Source organism: Nonlabens ponticola (assembly GCF_003966335.1).
Taxonomy (GTDB): Bacteria; Bacteroidota; Bacteroidia; order Flavobacteriales; family Flavobacteriaceae; genus Nonlabens; species Nonlabens ponticola.
Genome location: NZ_CP034549.1, coordinates 898,250 through 920,813 on the forward strand (window position 1 = coordinate 898,250; position 22,564 = coordinate 920,813).

Here is a 22,564-nt window from a genome sequence, read left to right on the forward strand (position 1 = left end):
ATGATTTCTAGAAAGACTGTTTGTTATCTATCGCTCATCGCGATGTTTTTATTGACACTAACAGGTCAAGCACAAACAGATCAAGTATCACTCAACGGGTTATGGACGGTCGAACGATCAGGAACCAGCGATGATGCAGTGACCTATCAAGGAACTGCCATCGATTCAGTATCGTTTACCGATTCTAGTTTCACTTACTACCTTGCTAGCGATTCTACTGCAACTGGAAACTATTTCCTAGATGCAGATCAATTGACATTCTACTTTGTAGAACCAGCGATGAGTGCTTCTAGATATACAATTGAAGAGTTGACGCTAGACCTACTCGTTTACGGTAACGATTCAGACCACTTCGGTTTTACTAGAACGACCGCACCACTAGCTGCACCAACGGCAGACGCTGCTGATGGCGATTTTGCCATAGATCCTTCCAAAGGTTTCGGATTCACCTTTACGAGTTTCTACCGTGGTATGATAGGAATCATATTTATTCTAGGTCTTTGCTTTTTATTGAGCTCCAGCCGCAGGAAGATCGACTGGAAACTGGTAGGAACTGGATTGGGACTTCAAATCCTGTTTGCCGTGCTCGTATTGAAAGTTCCAGCGGTCGCTTACGTTTTTGATTTTGCGTCAGATAAAGTGGTGGATTTTTTAAATGTTTCAGAAGCTGGAGCTGAGTTTGTTTTTGGAAACTTAATCGATACCTCATCAAGTTGGGGTTATATTTTTGCCTTTAAAGTATTGCCTACCATTGTATTTTTCAGTGCTTTTACCTCATTGCTTTATTATCTAGGTATCCTGCAAAAAGTGGTTTATGTCTTTGCTTGGGTCATGAGTAAAACCATGCGTTTGAGTGGATCTGAATCACTTGCTGCTGCAGCCAACATTTTCATAGGTCAGACTGAGGCACCACTAGTCGTCAAACCGTATCTGGATAAAATGACAAAGTCAGAGATCTTGTGTCTCATGGTAGGTGGTATGGCTACAATTGCTGGTGGCGTGCTTGCAGCTTTTATAGCATTTTTAGGTGGTGATAGCGATGCCGAGAAAATCATCTTTACCAAACACCTGTTGACCGCATCTATTATGAGTGCGCCGGCAGCGGTAATCATTGCCAAGATGCTTTTTCCGGAAGTCAATAAGGATCAGATCAATCGCAAGCTGGACATTTCTAAAGAAAAAATAGGTTCTAATATCCTCGATGCCGTATCTCGTGGTACCACAGATGGATTGAAACTGGCGGTCAATGTAGGAGCCATGCTACTAGTTTTTACCGCAATTATGGCGGTTCTCAATTGGATGCTGGGCGATTTGATCGGTGCACCTACAGGACTTAATGACCTCATAGCAGAAAACACTGGTGGTCGCTATCAAGCCTTTTCCATGCAGTATATTCTAGGTAATATTTTTGCACCAGTTGCCTGGTTGATTGGTGTGCCGTTGGAAGATATCGTTGCAGTAGGTCAGCTGTTGGGTGAGAAAACTATTCTCAACGAATTCTTTGCCTATGGCTCATTGGCTACTTTAAAAAGTACAGGCGTCTTAGTTAATTATCGTTCCATTGTTATATCCACATACGCTCTTTGCGGTTTTGCAAACTTTGCTTCCATAGGAATCCAGATAGGTGGTATAGGCGTGCTGGCACCATCACAGCGCAAGGTTCTGGCAGGATTTGGTATAAAGGCTTTGATAGGTGGTACTTGCGCTGCACTGCTAACAGCGACTATAGCTGGAATGTTGTTTGGTTAAACTTGTGATATTTTAACAAACGTCTTAACAAAGACTTGTGATTTGAATTATCTTTGTTCAAAAATATCTCTGTAGTTGAACAATGAAGCCTAACAAAACTATTGAATATCATTTTGGAAAGGTCGAGTATTATGACCACTACGTTATAGGTCGAGTCAATCAAGATCATACGGTAGATACAGCAGTTGCCAAAGCAATCCTCACAGATTTAAACAGCCATTATGGTAAAGAGCCATTTGTTTACATATCTAATCGCGCTTTTCATCATGACGTGGATATCTCTGTCTATAAGTTAGTCAATCCTCGCCGTATTATAGGTATTGCCATAATCACGCCTAATAGGCATGAGATCATACCAAAAGCTTCTCAAGAGCAAGCCGCTTATGAGGGTTCTTTTGGGATATTCCCTAATGAGGAAAGTGCAGTTTCCTGGGCTCAATCTTTTTTTGAGGACGACGATTCATAATAGGCATATCTACTCACTGTTCATATTTTTATCTGCATTGTTGATTACATTCTAGCTATAGACCTCACGCATCACCTACTAATCTTTTAAGTTTATGGTATGAAGCAATACCACGACTTACTTAAACTTATACTGGAAGAAGGAAACGATAAGGGCGACCGCACAGGTACTGGTACGCGCAGTATTTTTGGCCATCAAATGCGCTTCAATCTGCAGGATGGTTTCCCGCTGGTCACGACCAAAAAAGTGCATCTCAAGTCCATCATTTATGAGCTGCTGTGGTTGCTCAAGGGCGATACCAATGTCAAGTATTTACAAGAAAATGGCGTGCGCATCTGGAATGAGTGGGCAAATAGTGATGGCGATTTAGGACCCGTTTATGGGCACCAATGGCGCAACTGGAATAGTGAGGAAATTGACCAGATCAAGGATGTGATCCGTACACTCAAGAATAATCCCAACAGCCGTCGCATGATGGTCACCGCGTGGAATCCCAGCGTGATGCCCGACACCAGCCAGAGTTTTGAGGCTAACGTCGCAGCAGGCAAAGCTGCCTTACCGCCATGTCATGCGTTTTTTCAGTTTTATGTAGCAAACAATAAATTGAGCTGCCAGTTATACCAGCGCAGTGCAGATGTTTTCCTGGGCGTGCCATTCAATATTGCCAGCTATGCGCTGCTCACCATGATGATGGCGCAGGTTTGTGGCTATGAGTACGGTGATTTCATTCACTCTTTTGGCGATGTGCATATCTATGCAAACCACCACGAGCAGGTCAAGCTGCAGCTTTCAAGAGAGCCACGCACATTACCTACCATAAAGCTCAATCCAGAGATCAAGGACTTGTTTGATTTTGATTATGAGGATTTCATGCTTGAAAATTACGATCCGCATCCTGCGATAAAGGGTAAGGTAGCTGTTTAAAAATTGGTTGACCTGAGTGCGGCTGGTCATACCTTGTTTTCTTGATAAGAATTCATGAGGCAATCTTGCAGCGCAGTATAATTGTAGCACCGATTTATTTTGTTGTTCTCAAACGGTTTGATGGTTACGCTTTCGCGAAAGCGTAATTACAAAAACCATATTGCATCGTTTAGGTCACGCCTTTAACGCCAGCTTAGCACATCGCCGTTTTTTCTTATAGCTACAATATTCTAACTTTGAGAGGTGAACCGACCAGAATCCTACCTAGACTTTTTCAATCAGACGCGTGCCGCTACTGAAAATCTATGCAAGCCACTAGCTACCGAAGATTATGTGGTGCAGCCCATCGTTGATGTGTCGCCGCCCAAATGGCATCTGGGTCACACGACCTGGTTTTTTGAGGAGTTCTTGCTAGTGCCTTATTTGCCGCATTACGAGCGTTATGATGAGCGCTATGCCTACGTTTTTAATAGTTATTATGAGAGTATGGGCAAGCGTGTGGTGCGCACTGATCGTGGTAATTTATCACGGCCTAGTGTTGCAGATGTTTACAAATATCGAGCGCACGTCAATGAACATATGCAAAAGTTACTGGCGAGCGAGCTGGCTACTGACGCAATACCAGTGATCGAGATAGGCATACACCATGAAAAACAGCATCAGGAATTATTGATGACTGATATCAAGTATATCCTAGGTAACAATCCGCTACTACCAAAATACGGTGAGGTAGATCATGAAGTTTTTGTAGAAAATCATGAGCAGGAATGGATCGAGATGCCAGACGGTATTTATCATATAGGTCATGATACTAAAGAGTTTTGCTATGATAATGAGTTGCCTAGACATCGGATTTTTCTAGAGCCGTATGCGCTGAGCAACAAACTGGTCACAAACGCAGATTGGATGGAATTCATGCAGGCTGGTGGATATACAGAGGTGTTGCTGTGGCACACTGAAGGTTGGGATTGGGTTTCCAAGAACAATATAGCAGCACCCAATTATTGGCATAATGATGAAAACGGTGAGTGGTTCAACTACACACTTAATGGGTATGAAAAGATAAATCTTGAGGCTGCCGTAACGCACATTTCCTATTACGAAGCTTTTGCTTTTGCACAATGGAAAGGCCTGCGCTTACCAACGGAATTTGAATGGGAAGCTGCGCAGGACAAACTAGATTACGGCAAGCGTTGGGAATGGACTGAAAGTGCCTATTTGCCTTATCCCAATTATCAGAAACCAGACGGCGCGCTAGGTGAGTACAACGGTAAGTTCATGGTCAATCAAAAGGTATTGCGAGGATATTCTATCGCGACGCCAGACCATCATGCGCGACCTACTTACAGAAATTTTTTCCATCCTTATCTTAGATGGCAATTTACTGGTCTAAGACTGGCCAAATCAATATGACAAAACAAGAAATATTTAAAAAGGAATTTGAGCAGCACGTACACGATGGTCTCAAAGCTTTTCCTAAGTACCTGAGTTCAAAATACATCTATGACGATAAAGGCGACAAATTATTCCAGCAAATCATGGATTTGCCCGAATACTATCTTACGGGCGCCGAGTATAATATTATTAACAAGCACAAAGCTGATTTAAGAGAAACCTTCTCAAGCGATAACGGTTTTGATCTGATAGAATTGGGTGCTGGCGATGGTAAGAAAACCAAGGTCTTGCTCAAAGAGTTGGTAGATAACAAGGTGGACTTCAAATATATACCTATCGATATAAGTCAAAGTGCTATTGATGAATTGAGTAATTCTTTGACCGATTTGTTTCCATCGCTCGATGTACAAGGCGAGCAAGGAACCTATTTTAAGGTGTTGGAAAAGCTGTCGCAATACACACAGCGACCTAAGGTAATCTTGGTATTGGGTTCTAACATCGGGAATCTAGAACATGAGAATGCCATTGAATTCTTGACGCAACTCAAGGATATCATGAGTGATCACGACAGCTTGTTTATGGGTTTTGACCAGAAGAAAGATCCGTTGACGATACAGAATGCCTACAGCGATTCACAAGGTGTAACACAGGAGTTTAATCGTAATTTACTATATCGCATAAATAAAGAGATGAATGGCAACTTTCCTGTGGAGCAATTTGAACATTGGGAAGCCTATGATCCAGAAACTGGAACCGCAAAAAGCTACCTCATCGCCACAGAACCTTGTGAGGTAGAAATAGCAGATCTCAATCTAGCGGTATCGTTCAAAAAATGGGAAACAATCCATACAGAAATCTCGCAAAAGTATGATGACGATATAGTAGAATGGCTTTCAAAAAAAGCAGGATTAACTATTGCAGAGATTTATGAGGATGACCGAAAATATTTCAAGAATTATCTTCTGAAAAGAGCATAAAAAAATCCCTAGACTTTCATCTAGAGATTTTAAATTACTTTGTCCTTTTCTAGTTTCCAGCAAGAGCTGCTCTTGCACCACCTGGTGTAAATAGAGATCTCATTCTAGCCTTTTGACCGTTAGTAAACATGTACATGCATGCATCGTTTGTGTAATCCATATAGTTCATCGTCATGTCTGCAGATCTACAGTTTGAAGTTGGGTAAGTAGGACAACCGTAGTTAGCTCTATCAGAAGATGGAGTGTCTGACACAAAGTCATCTTGACGACATCTACCATCACCCCAGATATGTCTCAAGTTCAAGTAGTGACCTACTTCATGAGTACCTGTACGACCCTCGTTGAATGGAGCTACCGCAGTACCAGTATTACCAAAGTACTGTGGAGAAATTACTACACCATCAGTTGCTGCAGGTCCACCTGGGAACTGCGCGTATCCTAGAATACCACCGCCTATATTACATACCCAGATGTTTAAAGCGTTAGCGGGATCTACTACATCAACACCACCATTTGCAGAGCTTTTCATGGCATTATTAGTTCCCCAAGAAGTGCGCGTAGATGCGGTTCTTGTAATTCCAGCTAGTGTAAATGAAACTTCTGAATCTGCGGCAGCTCCAGCAAACTGTGTAGGAACTTGACCAGCATCAGAGTTAGTCTTTCTAAAGTCCTCATTCAACACTTGTATTTGAGAGTTGACTTGTGCGTCACTTATATTCTCTTGGTTATTAGAATAAATTACGTGAACATATACAGGAATGTTTACAACGCCTAGGTTATCACCGGGATCGCTACCGCCACCACCATCAGTATCTCCACCACCTCTGGGTTTCTTGCGGGCTTTTTCAAGAGCTTCTGCTATATATTCTTGTGCTTGTTCTTCAATAAGTTCTGTGTTCTTTCTGAAATCTTCATCGAGAAGCATTTTTTCATAGTTCTCAGCAGCGAAACATTTACGCAATTCTGCAGTTTGTACACCATCATTGTTGATGTTAGCCTCTAGCTCCTGATCATTGCTTGAACAAGAAGCTAGAATGGCTGCTACGCTCAAGGATAAAAGAATTTTTTTCATTTGAGTAAGGGTTTTAAATTTTAATGATCGTGGAATATAAATATATCCTTAACCAAAACTTAACAACTAAAAATGTTTTTTATGAATCCTTTGAAATTTTGGCAAAATTGATGTCATTCATCGAGATTTTTAATAGTTCTATTTGTAACTTGAAAACAAAAAGAACATGAAAGCAATTTGGAACGATAAAGTAATTGCAGAAAGCGATGATACTAAAGTGGTTGAAAACAATCATTATTTCCCACAGGATTCTATTAAGAAAGAATTCTTCTCAAAAACAGATCATCATACCAATTGTCCATGGAAAGGCGTGGCTAGTTACTATACCCTAGAAGTTGACGGCGACAAGAATGAAAATGCAGCCTGGTATTATCCTGAACCGAAAGACGCTGCTAAAGAGATTGAGGACCATGTGGCTTTCTGGAAAGGCGTGCAGGTAGTTGATTAGTTGATAGTTGACAGTTGACAGTTGACAGTTTAAAGTTATGGGTTGTCAGGCGTTTAATGTTGAATGCAGCGCGCACTATCGCTTAACTTATGACTCAATCAACTTATACCCATAACCACGTACGTTCACTATTTCTAATGATGGATCGCTGGCCAGTTTTTTGCGCAGTTTTGATATGAACACATCCATACTACGACCAGAGAAAAAATCATCGTTGCCCCATAATTTTTGGAGAATGTACGAGCGATCCAAAACTTGATTTTTATTTTGTATCAAGTGATATAGCAAATGAGATTCTCTGTGGGTGAGCTTAACAGCATCTTGTTCTTGATAAACCAGCTTTTGTTGCGGGAAATTGAATGAATAACCACCCAAACCAAATTCTTGAGAAGACGTTTGTACCTTTTTTCGATCTAGTAAATTATGGATCCGTACTATCAGCTCTTCCATGGAGAAAGGCTTTTTAAGATAATCATTGCCACCTACATCAAATCCTTTAAGTACATCTTCTGTCTGAGATTTTGCTGTAAGGAATACGATAGGTATTGCCTGATTATTGGCTCTTATCCTTTTAGCCAGTTCATAACCATCCATCTTAGGCATCATAACGTCTAGCACGGCAATGTCATAGCTTTCTTTTTCAAAAGCCTTATAAGCTGCGGCGCCATCCAGATGATGATCTACATAGAAGCTGCGGCTTTCCAGGCTTTCTTTAACAATCATAGCTAGTGAGGGTTCATCCTCTGCAAAAAGTATTTTTATGGCTGGATTATTCATATGGTAAGCTTGCTTTAAAGGTGGTAGGATCAAGGCTTAATGTTAATGTACCGCCGTGCTTTTCAATGATGGCTCTTGAATAAAACAATCCTATTCCATGACCTTTGACGTCGTGTTGATTGCCCTTGGATACCCGGTAGAATTTTTCAAAAATCAGTTTTGAATTTTCACGGTTCAGTTTTTTGCCGTTGTCGCTTATAATGAGTTCAACAAGATTGCGATTTTTTTTCAGGCTTACCGTGATAACATTACCACCATATTTTATGGCATTGTCAATCAAATTATTAATAGCATTATCAAGATAAAATTCATCACCATGGATAAGAATTTCTTCTTTGGGCAAATCAACATTTACTTTTTTTTCGGTTTTATTTCTATTCACGGCACTTGATACCGTGGTGGTCATATCAAATCTGGTTTTGCGTAATAACAATTGTTCACTGTCAATGGTTGCTGTTTCAAGTAACTTTTCTACCATGACATTGAGTTTAACCAGCTGCTCGCGACCTATTTCTAAATATTTATCTGATTTTGCACTATCGGTGGTTCCAGTAAAATTTTGCACACCTTCTAGTGCCGCACTTGCGGTGGCAATGGGTGTTTTGAATTCGTGCGTGATATTACTAATCAAATCATTTTTTACTTGGGTAATTTGTTTTTGTCGTTTGATGATTTGAAGAAGGTAGAATAAACAACCCATGACCACGAGTATTAGTATCAGGGACACTGATAATCCAGCAAGATTACGTTTAAGGATAGTACTTGTTTGTCCACCGTAAACCATCTTAAGCTCACTATCTACTTTGATTAATATGTTATTGTTTGTAATCGTGTCTCCAGCAATATTTCTATCTAGAGTAATTAATGAATCATTAAATGTATAGGCAAAATCATAATGAATATCAATCTTCTCATTCTGCAAATCAGTTTGCACAAGGCTGTCTAAAACCTCAAGATCAATTTCATTGTATTTATACGAGAAAACAACACGACTGCTAAATTCTAGTATCTCACCTTCAAGATTATCACTAGAAAATTTGAAAGATGTCGTGCCGCCTGTACTGTTTGCAGATTTCTCATTTTTCTTTTTAATATCGCCAAACAACATTTTCTCAGTTCCGTCTGAATAAAATTTATTAGGAGTCTCGTTAATCGTAGAATTGATTACTTGAATGCTATCTGGATCAACCAGTTCCTTGATACGCTCCTTAAATTGATTTTTGGGCAAATCAATAATCGTGAGAATCTCTTGGAATTTCGTCACTTTCTTAGAGCTGCTATCAGTAAATTGAGTCAGGTCAATTTTATTAGTGGTAGCTTGTAGTGTAAAGTAATCCTCGACGCTGTCATCCAGTATTTGCCTCACGTCTTGATTGAGATCCTGCTCACTTACCTCAAAATCTTTATATAATAAATAGACTTGCACGGCGATTGTAAGTAAGGTAACGATTGCTGCTAGTAATAGTAATCGGCTGTATTTTATTGCGTTCATAATTCAAAGGTGCATGATTTTGAACCGTCAGAAAAATCGGTTAACACTCGTTAACGCTGGTTAACTTTCATATCTTAGAAAGGGTCGCATATTTGACTTGTTAAAACGATAGAAACCATGAAAAAACTAACTTTTTTATTGAGTGTTGTTGTTTATTTAGCTTTCGCGAAAGCTAACACAGCACGAGCACAACAAGAATTTAAAGGCGTTGCTTACTACACGAGCAAGACGACTTTTAAAATGAAAAAAGATACCGCTAGTGTCAAGCAACAGGATCCTGAAAAGGCTGAAATGCAGGCGATGATTAGGGAGGCCTTCAAAAAAGGAAGCACCGCAGACTTTAAACTAGAATTTTCTCAAACAGAGTCCATGTATGAGAAAGAGGTCGAGTTAGTGGCGCCAAAACCGTCAAGCGGCGCGAGCATCACTTTTTCATCTAGTGGACCAACATCCAGCACCATTTATAAAAACTTGCAGGATCAGGAGTTTATCATGAAAGATCAAATCTTTGGTAAGGACTTTCTCATAACCGATAAATTAAAAACCTATCAATGGCAACCTACTCAAGAGACAAAGCAGATAGGAAACTATACCTGCTATAAAGCTACTTACACGCCAGAGCTTACCGAGGAGCAGAAGAAAGCAAAAGAAGAGAAAAAAGAGGATGCCAAAAAAGGCAGCCTGTTTGCCCTAATGGATGATGTCGATCCTACTATCGAAGTATGGTACACTCCAGAAATTCCCATCGCCAACGGTCCTGGTGAATATCATGGATTACCAGGTCTTATCCTTGAGGTCAAAGAGCGCAATACGATCCTTTTATGTACTAAAATCGTTATGAATCCAGAAGAGGATTTTGAAATTGATCAGCCTCGTGGTGGTAAGACAATTACTCAAGAAAAATTTGACGCCCTACAAAAGAAAAAAATGGAAGAGTATCAAAAGAAGAACGGTACTAAGGGCTTTATAGTAAGAGAAGTGCGCACGTCAAATTAAACTTTAAGACTAGTGCATAAGTCTTAAAAAGATAGTGTAACACAAATAGAAAACTTGTTACCTATCTTTAAAAGAAAAACTATGAAAAAGTACATTACTGCACTGGCATTCATTCTTATTACCGCAAGCGCTGTTGCACAAGACCTATACGGTGAGGCTACCTATTTTTCTAAGACCGCTGTTGACAAAAGCTGGATGGAAGGAAATAGGGACATCACACCAGAGCGTCGCAAACGCATCGAGGAGAATCTCAAGAAGATGAATGAGAAAAGCTATACGCTAGCTTTTAATAGGAGCGAGGCACTGTGGAAAGAGAATAAGGAACTTGCAGCACCTGGTCAAAGTCGTGGTTGGGGTAGCTTTATGGGAACTTCCATGGGTGGCGAGAAGTACAAGGATATGACCGCAAATACTTTTATCGAGCAACGTGATATGATGGGTAAAACCTTTTTAATCGTGGACGATCTACCACAGCTGGAATGGAATATCACTGGCGAGATGAAGCAAATAGGTAATTATACTGCTATAAAGGCTACTGCGGTCAAAAAAAATGATGAATTGGACATGAGTGCGTGGAGACGACGTGGTCGTGATGACAAAAAGAAAAAAGAGGAAGAAGAAAAGAAGGAAGATGCAGCAACCGATGAGCCAACTAAACTTACCGACATGTTTGAAAAAGTAGATGAGACTGTTGTTACTGCTTGGTTTACTCCAGAGATTCCTGTACAACATGGTCCTGCTGATTACGGCGGCTTGCCAGGATTGATCCTTGAAGTAAGCGCAAACAAAACAACGCTGTTGTGTACTAAGATTACCATGAACCCTGATGAACGCATGGATATTGAACCAGCGACTAAAGGTGATGAGACGACCCTTGAGGTTTACAACGAGACCTTCCAGAAGAAAATGGAAGAGATGTCACAGCGCTTTCGCGGCGGTCGTGGTGGACGCGGCGGTCGTAGACAATAATAACATATCAAAATATTAATAAGATGCGAGGTTTAAACCAGCCTCGCATTTTTTGTAACTAACAACCAGATCATGAACAAACTCATACTATTACTAGCTGCAATGCTACTCACATCCATTGCGGCACATTCTCAAAATGTCAAAATCACTGGTATAGTAATTGACAGTGCAGGAACTCCATTACAAATGGCAAATGTTATTGCTTACGGGTCCAATAAATCACTAGGCGCATTTGGTATTACTAATCAAGATGGTCGTTACCAATTGTTAGGTCTTAAAAAGGATAGTACCTACACGCTTAAAGTATCTTTCTTAGGCTTGCAGGCTACCGAAGAAAAAGTAGAAAAAATTCAAGAAGATCTAGTCAAAAACTTTGTTTTGCTAGAAGGCACCGACCAGCTGGACGCCGTGCAGATTACCTATGAAATGCCAGTCTCTATCAAAGGCGACACTATCGTCTATAATGCAGATAGTTTTACAAATGGTACAGAGCGTAAACTCGACGATGTCCTAAATAAACTACCTGGCGTTGAGGTCAATGAAGATGGTGATGTGCAAGTAGAAGGAAAGAATGTAGAAAAGATCTATGTGGATGGTAAGGAGTTTTTTGAAGGCGATACCAGATTAGCGACTAAAAATATTCCTGCAGACGCCATCGGTAAGGTTGAGGTACTTAAAAACTTCAACAATGTGAGTCAGCTTAAAGGTCTAGGCAATGATCAAGACCGTGTGGCGATTAATATCAGGCTCAAAGAAGGAAAGGAGAAATTCTGGTTTGGCGAGGCAACAGCAGCTGGCGGTTATGGTGGTGATGATTTTAGATATCAAGCACAGCCAAAGGCCTTTTATTATAGTCCCAATCTATCACTCAACTTCCTGACAGATTTTAATAATCTAGGGATTCCTGCATTTACAGGTCGCGATTACAATAGGTTTACAGGTCAGCGTTTTAGTAACACTAGTGATGCTGGTGTAAATGTAAATACCAATTCAAACGGTGGTAGACTGACCACATTTCAAAACAACCGCGCATTAGAGATAGAGAGTAGATTTGGTGCATTTAATGGCGCATATCAAGTAAATAAAAGTCTTGGAATTAATGCTTTTGCTATTTTCTCCAGTGTAGATACTGATGCACGTACCGATAGTAGAAGATTTTTCACACCAGCTGATGAGAGCTTGGCAGCATCTTCTCGAGCTCCACTAACTGAATTTACTGAAGACCTAACCTTTCAACGTAATGAGCAAGCCATCTTTAAAGTAGGCGCAGACTATAAGCCTAATGACAATTTTACGCTGGATTTCAACGGCCAGGTAAACATTGCCGATAATACAGAGCGGTCTGCGTTAATCTCTGATCGTGTTGAGATCAATAGAGAAACAGGTGATCCAGAAAGAATCATTGAAGACGTGGCACAGCGAGATGCACAAAAGCCAATCGTCATTGATCAAAATTTAAACATGTACTATACTGCGAGCGACCGTAATATTTTTGCATTTGAAGGTCGCTATGTTGATAGCGAGGAAGATCCTTTTTACAACGCGGTAAGAGATTTTAGAGATCAACAAGATCCAGAACCATTTAATGGACGATTGAATCTAGACAATGCAGATCCTTACAACATCAATCAGCGTAATCTTGTGGATACCCGACGTATCAATGCTAAGGTTGATTACTGGTACGTGCTTAACAAAATAAGCAACATCAACTTCACTGTAGGTACGATCCAGTCGCGTCAAGATTATAACAGCAATATTTTTCAAATACTTGATAACGGCGGCGTCAACATTCTTACCGATGATGATCTTGTCAACGATGTGCGATATGATTTTAGCGATATATATGCTGGCGTCCATTACAAAATCATCAAAGGGAAATTTACCATCACCCCAGGATTTAATGTACACCAGATTGAAACAGATACTGATGACCTGTTGAGTGATAATGATCAAACCATTTCTACAACAGAGTTCTTACCCGATTTCAACATACGGTATGACTTTAGATCATCAGAGAGCTTAAGAGCAGACTATCGCCAGGTGATCAATTTTGCAGACGTCAATAGCTATGCAGAAAGTCTTGTCTTTAACAACTACAACTCTTTAAGTAGAGGTAACAATAATTTGTCAGGAGCTAAAACTGATCAGTTCTCATTAAACTATAACAATTTTAATATGTTTAATTATACTAACATATTTGCCTTTGTGACTTACAGCAAGCAGCGCGAGGCCTTGCAGAATAGCGTTGAGTTAGATGGTATCAATCAAGTTAATACAACGATCAATTCGCCATTGGCTAATGAGTCTGTCAATGGTACTGGTAGAATCACAAAAGAATTTGGTAAGATTAGAACAGGTTTGAGAGCAACACTCAGCTACAGTTTGTTCAACAACATTATTAATGATCAGGCTCAAGAGTCAGAAAACTTCAATCAAACCTATGCGGTCGATTTGCGCAGTAATTATCAAGAAGGTGTCAACTTTGATGTCAGCTACAGTTACAATTTGAGCAATAACGATCAAGGCTCGCGCACAACCCAGTTTACCACACACAGGATCAATCTAGGCGCAGATTGGCAAATAGGTGATGCATGGCAATTAACGGCAGACTATGACTTGAACCTCTTTAGAGGTGAAGGACAAGACAATAATTTTGATTTTCTTGAAGCTGCCTTATACTATCAGCAGCCAGATAGTCAGTGGGAATTCAAACTAGCGGGAACTAACCTTTTAGGTACTGAGGCTTTTGTCTCTAATAATTTTGGTCAAATCATCACATCAACTACAGAGCAGTTTGTATTGCCTAGATACGTCTATTTACAAGTACAGTATGAATTATAGATTTTCTTGAAACAGCAAGAAAAAGCAATCCTGGTTGGGTTGCTTTTTTGGTTTTTACGCTTTCCTTCCTGTCCGACAGGCAGGCGCGAAAGCATAATTACCACAAACAGCCTAACACTATAACTTCCTCTTGTTTTCAATAGAAATACGCGAGCCTTGCGCCATCATCACGCTGTCAGGTAGTAAATCGTTAAGAATGGCAAACTCAGCGCCGTAGGTTTGTTCAAAATCCACTTCAATCTTGTAATCATCAATCTTGAAATGTTCCCATGAGGCGTGACGCACCTCATATTCAAAGGTAGTTTCTTTATCATATTCAGAATAGCCAAAATACCTTTCTAGAATAAACTGCTCGTTACTATTTTCAGCGATGGCAAGCGGTTGAGGTTGGTAGGTCACTTGAAATGTTTGCCAGTCCTTAGGTTTCCATTGATACGTTAATCGGTTTTGACTTTCTGCTTCTTGTAAATCAAATTTGACAGGCATGGTTTCATACCGCTCATGGTATAATTTGTTGGCTACCAGCGTGATCATGGGTTTGTCCACGATCTCTTTGATGAAAACCACACCATGCCTGCCAGTAGCTGGATTCTTGACATAAAAGCGCAAGTTGATCTCGCTAAAATTGATATGAAATGGTACAGGCAAATTCAAGATGCGCGTATTCTCAAATCGCAGGCCTACCAGACTAATATCTGCCAGATCACCGCGCATGTCTAGCTCACAGCCTTTAGGTAAATGCGGCTTGAGAATTGATGGATCGATTTTAAAATTGGCAAACGGCAAATAAGACCAGGTAGAAGTAAGAAATGACATAAGCCCAAAGCTACTACCATAATCAAATAGCGGTCGTTAAAGCGTTGCTAACATCTACAGGATCATGCACCAATAGAAGTAAGTTGTATTCTTCAAAACCGTTAGTCGGTAAAAAACGTTTATTTTACCTATGAAGTTTATGAAAAAGAAATTTGTTTTTATCAGTTGTGCGGTGGTACTGATGGTAATAACAGCTTCGGTTATTTCCTGTAGCACTCAAAAGTTTGATGATATAAGCTATCTACAGTCTGCTGAAAAATTAGCAAACGAGCCACAACTCAATGTCTTTACAGAAGATAGTGATCCAGAGAAATTCATGCCTGTACTCATATTTGTACATGGCGGTAACTGGAATAGTGGTGATAAGGATACCTATAATTATTTGGGGCGCAACTTTGCTCGCAATAAAATGGTTACCGTTTTGCCCACTTACACCACGAGTCCACAGGCCAACTATAAGGAAATGACCCAGCAAATCGCACAGTCTATTTTATGGACGCGCGATAACATCAAGAAATACGGTGGCGATCCTGACAGGATTTTCTTGACGGGACACTCTGCCGGTGGGCATCTAGCCGCGCTTGCTACCATGGATCGTGACTATGGGATTCCTCAAGGTTTAATTAAAGGCATTGTTTTGAATGATGCAGCAGGACTTGATATGGCAGGATATTTTGAGAAACAACCACCTACAAGTAGCCAGGATTATTTAACCACATGGACCAATGATCCAGCAGAATGGGAAAAGGCGTCACCCATCAATTTTATAGATAAGAACACGCCACCCATCAAGATGTATGTAGGGACTAAAACCTATAAATCTATCAAGGAAAGCAACCTACGTTTCCATAAGGAGTTGGTTAAAGTGCAACCTGATGTTGAGATTGAATATCTTGACAAAGCTCACGTGCCTATGGTCTCGCACCTTTTCTGGCCATGGAGTTCTAGATTTGAAGAAATCAAGAAGTTTATTGACGCTAACTAGTTGATAATTAGAAGTCTGAACAGCTGTAATTGCTAGTTAAATTATAGCCAATGAATATCTATCCGCACCAATTACACACATACATTTACACCATAACTTAAACGTCATGTACCATGGCACAAAAGCAAAAGAAAGGCCCAAAAAACTTTGGCAAACCTTCTTCTCAGCCTGCTGTAGCAAGCAAGGCAAAGAGACAAGCTCCTAAGAAGTAGCTTGCAGCAGCGGTCTAAGTGACTGCTATTTCAAACACAAACAACCATAACCAGACCCAGCGTCTGGTTTTTTTGTGATAGGAGCTTTCTTAATCGTTTGTTACTTGTTGGTATGATGGTGGTCATTTTGCTTTCGCGAAAGCGTAACACTCAACATTCATTTAAGTATTCTTAAACCTATAAGGGCTTCAAAAATTGGTAACTTGCGTGCTGCTAAATTCACTACTAAGATCGCAACGAAGAAAATCATAGGACGTACCGACAAGGCAGATTTCCCTAAATTGAAACTGTCTGAAATTGATATAAAAATCGACACAGGTGCTTATACATCCAGCATTCATTGTACTGATATAGAAGAAGTTGATGGTGTGCTAATTGCTAATTTTCTTGATCAAGATCATCCTCAATACCACGGTAAAAAAATCGAGTTTCAAGATTATGAGATCACCACGGTGCGCAGCAGTAATGGCAATCAAGAGCAGCGCTATGAGGTGCAGTCCAACATACGCATTTTTAAAAAATTGTATAAGATATCGCTCACGCTTAACAACCGTCAAGAAATGCGATTTCCTGTATTGATTGGGCGCAAGTTTCTCTCAAAAAAATTTATAGTAGATCCTGAATTGCAGGACATTTCATTTTTACAATCACAAGCATGACCATTTACATTCTATCAAGAAGCAAGAACATTTACAGCACTGCCCGCATGGTAGAAGAGGTAGAAAAAGCTGGGCATAAAGTCCAGGTGATCGATCCTTTAAAATGTGATATCAAGCTTGAAAAACAGAAGCCTACTGTAATCTATAAGGGTGAACGACTAGCAAAACCAGACGCAATAATTCCGCGTGTAGGTGCGAGCATTACCTTCTATGGTACTGCCATTGTACGCCAGTTTGAGGCAATGAATTGCTTCACCACGGTTTCCTCTCAAGCATTGGTGCGCAGTCGAGATAAATTACAAAGTCTACAGCGGTTGAGTAGTGCTGGTGTTGGTATGCCTAAGACGGTATTCACCAACTTTGGCAAGCATACCTCAAAGATTCTTGAAATGGTTGATGGACCACCAGCAGTGATAAAGGTGCTGGAAGGAACGCAAGGAATAGGAGTCAACCTAGCTGAGGATTTTGAAAGTGCAGAGACAATTCTAGAAGCCTACAACAATCTAGAAAGTCGCGTAATCATTCAGGAATTTATTGAAGAAGCAGGTGGCGCAGATTTAAGAGCTTTTGTAGTTGGTGATAAAGTGGTAGGTGCCATGAAGCGTCAGGCTCAAAAAGGCGAATTTAGATCTAACCTACACCGTGGTGGTACCGCCAAAAAGATTTCGCTATCAAGAGAAGAAGAGCAAACTGCAATCGCTGCCGCGCGTTCTTTGGGTCTTGGCGTTTGCGGTGTGGACTTGCTACAAAGTAAACGCGGCGCATTAGTTCTAGAAGTCAATAGCTCGCCAGGTCTAGAAGGAATCGAGGCAGCAACTCAACATAATATTGCCAAGGAAATAGTCACCTACATTGAGAAAAACCTCCAATAATGAGTCAAGAACCTGTATTCATTCTTGATACTGAGATTTTACCTGGTACCAGCCACACGCTCAATTTAAACATGGCGAGACTGTACACATCTACCGTGGTAGATGTTCCTGTACTTATCCATAGAGCTAAAAAAGCTGGGCCTACGGTCTTACTTACTGGCGGTATTCATGGCGATGAGATTAATGGTGTCGAGGTTGTGCGACAAATGATCGCCAAAAAAGTGGTGAAACCTAAAATCGGTATGATCATCGCGATGCCTGTGGTGAACATTTTTGGTTTTCTAGATATGAAACGTGAATTTCCTGACGGTCGTGACCTCAATCGAGTCTTTCCAGGAACTAAAAATGGATCACTCGCTAGTAGGTTTGCCTACCAGATGACACACAGTATTTTGCCGCACGTGGATGTGGTTATGGATTTTCATACCGGTGGCGCGCAGCGATTCAATGCACCGCACTTAAGGGTTGATCCTATGGATATTGAATCTACTGCGTTAGCAGAGGTTTTTCATCCACCATTCCTGATGCATTCAAAAAATCTTTCTAGAACTTTCAGGGATACTTGCAGCAAGGCTGGTAAGAGGTATTTGCTGTTTGAAGGCGGTAAGTCTCAAGAGACAGATAAAAAAATCATATCCAGCGCAGTACATGGTGCGCTAAGAGTATTGCACCATTTAAAGATGCTGGTTGATACTAAGCCACTTATTAAGGAGACAGCAGCACCTATTCTTATCAAAGAATCTAAATGGATACGTGCTAAATATTCCGGATTGCTACACCCAAAGACACAATGCGGTCAACATGTTAATAAGGCAGATGTGATCGCTACAATTACAGATCCTTATGGTACCATGCGCCACAAGGTTAAGGCGCCACATTCGGGATACATCATCAATGTAAACCAGACGCCATTGGTATATCAAGGTGATGCTATATTTCATTTAAGCAAACATGAAGACAAAGAGCCGGCTGCGTCAAGTTTATAGAGCAAAACGTGCTGCCTTAACTCTAGATGAAGTTCAGGAAAAAAGTATCGCAATTGCTAATCAATTACTGCGATTAGATATCTGGAATCACGCCAATTACCATCTTTTCCTACCTATTGAAAAAAGTAATGAAGTAGATACTGCTCATATTTTAAATATTCTACAGGGTAGAGATAAGAATGTAATCCTATCGCGATCTAATTTTAATGATGGCACGATGCAACATTATTTATTAACGGATAGTACCAAGCTAGTCGTCAATAAATATGGCATTCCAGAACCAGATGAAAATGCCATTGAATTTCCTGTAGATAAAATCAATGTCGTTTTTATACCATTGTTAGTGGCTGATCTTAATGGTCATCGAGTAGGTTATGGTAAAGGTTTTTACGATCGTTTTTTAATCAATTGTCAACCAAACACGCAATTCATCGGTTTGTCATTTTTTGAACCAATAGAATCGATCGAGGATATCTATACTGGCGACGTGCCTGTCAACCAATTGATTACGCCGGCAAATACCTTTAATTTCTAGATTTCCTTAACAAAAATTATTATTTTTATTAACAGCTTTTAATCGATTGTATAGATTAAAGCCTATTTTTCGCATCCCAAAAAAGTTCAAACTCTTTTCCCCTACGAGAGATGTTAGATAAAAATAAAAATGTTAAGCCAACCCTAGACGATCAGGCCTACTTCTTAAAAGAAGTGGCTCGCGCTACCAAAACGGGTGTTTACAGTGCCTCATTCACAGATAACACAGTCTATTTTGATAATATAGCGCGAGATATTCTAGAAATTCCAGAATCTGTAAATTTTAAAGTAGAGGAATGTCTGTCGTTTTTTCAGAATCATGAAAAAGCTCTTAAGCTTTTCAAGAAATGCTTAAAAGGTAAAACCGTTGCCACAGACATCAAAGTAGTTACTTATACGGGCAAGGTAAAATGGATGCGCTTTACGGCAGATGCAAAGTTTGATCATCAAGACGATATAGTAGGAGCTCGTGGCGTTTTTACAAGTATCGATAGATACGTGCGTCACAGCGAGCAACTAGAAAAACATTCACAAACAATAGAGGCTCAAAATGAACACCTAGTCCATTTCGCACACATTGTTTCGCACAATCTCAGATCTCATAGTAGTAATCTTGAATTGACGCTAGAATTGTTTAAGGAGAATGCACAAGAAGAACGCACCAATGTTTTTTATAGTTACCTACAAGAAATATCAGATAGTTTGAGTGCTACTTTAAAGCATTTGAATCAAGTGGTTACCATCAATTCACAAGTGCGTAACATGGAAGTGGTAAGCGTCCAGCAAATCGCAAATAAAGCAATTAGAAAGTTTGCCCATCATTCCTTGAATAAGAATATCGCCATTTCGACAGATTTTCACCTCTTAGAGTTTGTGGAATACGTGCCTGATTTCTTGGAAAGCATCATAACAACGCTAATTACAAATAGCATTGCCCACAGAAAAACCGGACAGCCCTTACTGATTAAAATTAAGACTAAGGTCAAGAAGTCAAAGCGTTTACTTATTGTAAAGGACAATAGTAGAGGACTTGATGACGACGATGCTGTGCGCGAGGTTTTCAATGTACATCATGATAAGGACAAGCTAGACGATGAGAATAATCTAGGCTTATTTCTCATGAAAAATCAAGTAGAGGCGTTAGGTGGTGATATTGTAGTAAAGAGCGTTCCAGGAAATGGCACTACCTTTACTATCAAACTCTAGGACATCATAATGGCAACACCGCTAGTTCCCAAAGTATGTATTATTGATGATGATCGATTATATGTAAGTCTTATCGGCATGCTTCTAGAGAAGCATCACATCGCTGACCAATTTACAGTTTTTGAAAATGGTGCAGTAGCAATTGATCATTTCAAGGAGATCTTTGAGTCAAACGATACTCAAGAATTACCCGATGTAATCCTGCTTGACTTAAATATGCCCGTCATGAATGGATGGGAATTTCTAGACAATATAGAGCCATATGCGTCGCAATTACTAGAGAGTGGCGTTCGCTTAAATGTCGTAAGTTCTACCATAAATCCTGAAGAAGTTAAGAGAGCGCAGGAACATTCCATCGTGCATCACTTCATCACAAAGCCCATTTCTAAAGAGGCTATCATGCGAGCCGTAAAGGATTAATGGTTTCAATTTATGATTAATAGTTACGCTTTCGCGAAAGCGGAATCATATTCATCATTTAACCTAGATCAAGCACCTTTCTTTTCTGGAAAGGCCTTTTTGCTAAAAAGGATGAGAAGCACTACGCCTACAGATATGGCGCTATCTGCAACATTGAATACCGCGTTGAAGAATGAAAAACTTTGACCACCGACTATTGGAATCCAGCTAGGCCAAATACCGTCAAAAAGCGGAAAGTACAGCATGTCCACTACCTCACCGTAAAACCAGGAACTGTAGCCACCACCTTCAGGCATAAAGGTCGCCACACTGTGTGCGCTATCTGAAAATATGACGCCGTAGAAAACACTGTCTATGATATTTCCCACAGCTCCAGCAAAAATTAACGAGATACACACGATAAGAATCTTGTGACTGTTGTCTCTTACACTCTTCCATAACCAGTAGGCAATACCAAAGCAGGCAAAAATTCTGAACACCGTAAGTATGATTTTACCATAATCACCAGGAATCTCAAAACCCCATGCAGCACCAGCATTTTCATAAAACAATAATTGGAACTTATCCCAATCAACAATAGGATTGCGCGAGTCGCGCAGCATGTAATTAAGTTTGATATAAATCTTACTCGCTTGATCCACAAATAGGACAGCAATAATGATAAGAATGGCTTTGTATAATTTCATAAATGTCCCGCGTTAGCGCCGTGAGTCAAAAAAAGCTCAATTTACAATAATCTCACCTTGTTTGGTTGATGCGACTAGTAGATAGTTGACCTGATCAACATCACGCACGATATTTGGTAGGTGCTTATGGCCAGTCAAACCATAATTATACTGCGGCATCTCTTTTATTTGAATATTTGCATTAACCGTTGTGATAGTAGCATTACCTTGTATCTCATCAATAATGGCGATACCATTTAGCAGGTCGATATCTATCACATCATAATTACCGCTCAGTTTCACATTTGCTGAGGCTGCTTTAAAACTTAGTTTTTTATTTTCTGGCAAGTCAATCAATAACCTAGTGTCAGTAATTTTATGAGCACTTAATTTATCTTGAGGTAGTGTGCCATGTGGCAATGCTACATCTGTAATATATAAGATGCCATCTTGAACGTTGTAGGTAACGGTATTCATATCGTGGTACTCGCCAGCCTGAATTTCATTAACCACCAATTTTCCCGCATCATTTGTACTGATTTCGATAGCAACGTGTTGATCAAAATTCATGATGACTTGATCATAATTTGATGAGTCGATGGTGCTCATCGTTCGCGTTTGATCGGTTTGCGCTAAAACGGAAAAACTCATCAAGCAGGATAGATATAATAATCCTTGCTTGATGAGTTTAATGATGTGCATAGCTCGGTTTCTAGCTCTGCATATTCTTTGCCTCAATGCTCAAAGTAGCGTGAGGTACAAGCTCTAGACGTGCTTTAGAAATAAGATTACCTGTAACGCGACAAACGCCGTATGATTTATTCTCAATACGTATCAATGCATTCTTGAGATCACGAATGAATTTTTCTTGGCGTATGGCAAGCTGGGCGTTTGCCTCTTTGCTCATGACCGCACTACCTTCATCAAAGGCCTTGAATTGAGGTGCTGTGTCCTCGGTTCCGTTGTTTGAATCATTCATGTAGGCACTTTTAATAAGCTCGTATTGCTTAGTGGCTTCCTCAATCTTCTTTTCTACCAAAGCTTTGAAGTGGGCGAGATCTTTATCGCTGTATCTTATTTTTTCGTTTGCGTTTGTACTCATT

General features: G+C 40.1%; 23 protein-coding genes. 16 read left to right on the forward strand and 7 right to left on the reverse strand.

Features of this window, described 5'->3' with window-relative positions:
- The 5 genes from EJ995_RS04090 to EJ995_RS04110 all read left to right on the forward strand — a co-directional run bounded on the left by EJ995_RS04090 (window position 1) and on the right by EJ995_RS04110 (window position 5,511).
- A complete protein-coding gene (locus EJ995_RS04090; RefSeq protein ID WP_241234686.1) occupies window positions 1-1,749 on the forward strand; it encodes a NupC/NupG family nucleoside CNT transporter in 1,749 nt (582 codons plus the stop codon).
- Window positions 1,750-1,831: 82 nt separating this feature from the next.
- The gene (locus EJ995_RS04095) at window positions 1,832-2,215 is read left to right on the forward strand and encodes a thymidylate synthase (protein WP_126445873.1); all 384 of its coding nucleotides are present in this window, start codon (window positions 1,832-1,834) and stop codon (window positions 2,213-2,215) included.
- Window positions 2,216-2,314: 99 nt separating this feature from the next.
- Entirely contained in the window at window positions 2,315-3,139 is an 825-nt protein-coding gene (locus tag EJ995_RS04100) for a thymidylate synthase (RefSeq protein WP_126445875.1), read from the forward strand.
- A gap of 243 nt (window positions 3,140-3,382) precedes the next feature.
- Window positions 3,383-4,552 carry an ergothioneine biosynthesis protein EgtB gene (gene egtB, locus EJ995_RS04105; RefSeq protein WP_126445877.1) on the forward strand — a complete coding sequence of 390 codons (1,170 nt, stop codon included), beginning with the start codon at window positions 3,383-3,385 and terminating at the stop codon, window positions 4,550-4,552.
- On the forward strand, window positions 4,549-5,511 hold the full coding sequence (locus tag EJ995_RS04110; protein WP_126445879.1) for an L-histidine N(alpha)-methyltransferase: 963 nt from the start codon (window positions 4,549-4,551) through the stop codon (window positions 5,509-5,511). Before egtB ends, EJ995_RS04110 begins: the two co-directional genes overlap by 4 nt.
- A gap of 49 nt (window positions 5,512-5,560) precedes the next feature.
- Here the strand turns inward: EJ995_RS04110 and EJ995_RS04115 are convergent, their stop codons facing one another.
- A complete protein-coding gene (locus EJ995_RS04115; protein WP_126445881.1) occupies window positions 5,561-6,583 on the reverse strand; it encodes a zinc metalloprotease in 1,023 nt (340 codons plus the stop codon).
- A gap of 166 nt (window positions 6,584-6,749) precedes the next feature.
- Between EJ995_RS04115 and EJ995_RS04120 the strand changes: the two genes are divergently transcribed.
- Complete coding sequence (locus tag EJ995_RS04120) at window positions 6,750-7,031, forward strand: DUF427 domain-containing protein (RefSeq protein WP_126445883.1); 282 nt, start codon at window positions 6,750-6,752, stop codon at window positions 7,029-7,031.
- Between the two features lie 87 nt (window positions 7,032-7,118).
- Here the strand turns inward: EJ995_RS04120 and EJ995_RS04125 are convergent, their stop codons facing one another.
- The gene (locus tag EJ995_RS04125; RefSeq protein ID WP_126445885.1) at window positions 7,119-7,808 is read right to left on the reverse strand and encodes a response regulator transcription factor; all 690 of its coding nucleotides are present in this window, start codon (window positions 7,806-7,808) and stop codon (window positions 7,119-7,121) included.
- Window positions 7,801-9,300, reverse strand: a complete 1,500-nt coding sequence (locus tag EJ995_RS04130) for a sensor histidine kinase (RefSeq protein ID WP_126445887.1) — start codon at window positions 9,298-9,300, stop codon at window positions 7,801-7,803. The genes EJ995_RS04125 and EJ995_RS04130 overlap by 8 nt, the downstream gene beginning before the upstream one ends.
- 117 nt (window positions 9,301-9,417) lie before the next feature.
- On the opposite strand from EJ995_RS04130, the gene EJ995_RS04135 reads away from it, so the two are divergent.
- The 3 genes from EJ995_RS04135 to EJ995_RS04145 all read left to right on the forward strand — a co-directional run bounded on the left by EJ995_RS04135 (window position 9,418) and on the right by EJ995_RS04145 (window position 14,106).
- Window positions 9,418-10,296 carry a GLPGLI family protein gene (locus EJ995_RS04135; RefSeq protein ID WP_126445889.1) on the forward strand — a complete coding sequence of 293 codons (879 nt, stop codon included), beginning with the start codon at window positions 9,418-9,420 and terminating at the stop codon, window positions 10,294-10,296.
- 81 nt (window positions 10,297-10,377) lie between these two features.
- Window positions 10,378-11,265, forward strand: coding sequence for a GLPGLI family protein (locus tag EJ995_RS04140; protein WP_126445891.1), 888 nt, complete (start codon window positions 10,378-10,380; stop codon window positions 11,263-11,265).
- A 72-nt stretch (window positions 11,266-11,337) separates the two neighbouring features.
- On the forward strand, window positions 11,338-14,106 hold the full coding sequence (locus EJ995_RS04145) for an outer membrane beta-barrel protein (RefSeq protein WP_126445893.1): 2,769 nt from the start codon (window positions 11,338-11,340) through the stop codon (window positions 14,104-14,106).
- A gap of 117 nt (window positions 14,107-14,223) precedes the next feature.
- Here EJ995_RS04145 and EJ995_RS04150 read toward each other — a convergent pair whose 3' ends face one another.
- A complete protein-coding gene (locus EJ995_RS04150) occupies window positions 14,224-14,922 on the reverse strand; it encodes a YqjF family protein (protein ID WP_126445895.1) in 699 nt (232 codons plus the stop codon).
- Between the two features lie 139 nt (window positions 14,923-15,061).
- On the opposite strand from EJ995_RS04150, the gene EJ995_RS04155 reads away from it, so the two are divergent.
- The 7 genes from EJ995_RS04155 to EJ995_RS04185 all read left to right on the forward strand — a co-directional run bounded on the left by EJ995_RS04155 (window position 15,062) and on the right by EJ995_RS04185 (window position 20,796).
- Window positions 15,062-15,907, forward strand: a complete 846-nt coding sequence (locus EJ995_RS04155) for an alpha/beta hydrolase (RefSeq protein ID WP_126445897.1) — start codon at window positions 15,062-15,064, stop codon at window positions 15,905-15,907.
- 415 nt (window positions 15,908-16,322) lie between these two features.
- On the forward strand, window positions 16,323-16,778 hold the full coding sequence (locus EJ995_RS04160) for an ATP-dependent zinc protease family protein (RefSeq protein ID WP_241234687.1): 456 nt from the start codon (window positions 16,323-16,325) through the stop codon (window positions 16,776-16,778).
- A complete protein-coding gene (rimK, locus tag EJ995_RS04165) occupies window positions 16,775-17,650 on the forward strand; it encodes a 30S ribosomal protein S6--L-glutamate ligase (RefSeq protein ID WP_126445899.1) in 876 nt (291 codons plus the stop codon). The genes EJ995_RS04160 and rimK overlap by 4 nt, the downstream gene beginning before the upstream one ends.
- Complete coding sequence (locus EJ995_RS04170; RefSeq protein ID WP_164549867.1) at window positions 17,650-18,636, forward strand: succinylglutamate desuccinylase/aspartoacylase family protein; 987 nt, start codon at window positions 17,650-17,652, stop codon at window positions 18,634-18,636. Before rimK ends, EJ995_RS04170 begins: the two co-directional genes overlap by 1 nt.
- A complete protein-coding gene (locus EJ995_RS04175; protein WP_126445901.1) occupies window positions 18,602-19,171 on the forward strand; it encodes a 5-formyltetrahydrofolate cyclo-ligase in 570 nt (189 codons plus the stop codon). The genes EJ995_RS04170 and EJ995_RS04175 overlap by 35 nt, the downstream gene beginning before the upstream one ends.
- Window positions 19,172-19,281: 110 nt before the next feature.
- Window positions 19,282-20,376, forward strand: coding sequence for a sensor histidine kinase (locus EJ995_RS04180; protein WP_126445903.1), 1,095 nt, complete (start codon window positions 19,282-19,284; stop codon window positions 20,374-20,376).
- 9 nt (window positions 20,377-20,385) lie between these two features.
- Window positions 20,386-20,796, forward strand: coding sequence for a response regulator (locus tag EJ995_RS04185; protein WP_126445905.1), 411 nt, complete (start codon window positions 20,386-20,388; stop codon window positions 20,794-20,796).
- A 68-nt stretch (window positions 20,797-20,864) separates the two neighbouring features.
- Here EJ995_RS04185 and EJ995_RS04190 read toward each other — a convergent pair whose 3' ends face one another.
- From EJ995_RS04190 to EJ995_RS04200, 3 genes are read right to left on the reverse strand one after another with little or no spacing between them, the layout of a single operon-like run.
- Window positions 20,865-21,482 carry a lipoprotein signal peptidase gene (locus EJ995_RS04190; RefSeq protein WP_126445907.1) on the reverse strand — a complete coding sequence of 206 codons (618 nt, stop codon included), beginning with the start codon at window positions 21,480-21,482 and terminating at the stop codon, window positions 20,865-20,867.
- A gap of 36 nt (window positions 21,483-21,518) precedes the next feature.
- Entirely contained in the window at window positions 21,519-22,163 is a 645-nt protein-coding gene (locus tag EJ995_RS04195) for a hypothetical protein (protein WP_126445909.1), read from the reverse strand.
- Between the two features lie 10 nt (window positions 22,164-22,173).
- Complete coding sequence (locus EJ995_RS04200) at window positions 22,174-22,563, reverse strand: TraR/DksA family transcriptional regulator (RefSeq protein ID WP_126445911.1); 390 nt, start codon at window positions 22,561-22,563, stop codon at window positions 22,174-22,176.
- Window position 22,564: the final 1 nt, after the last annotated feature.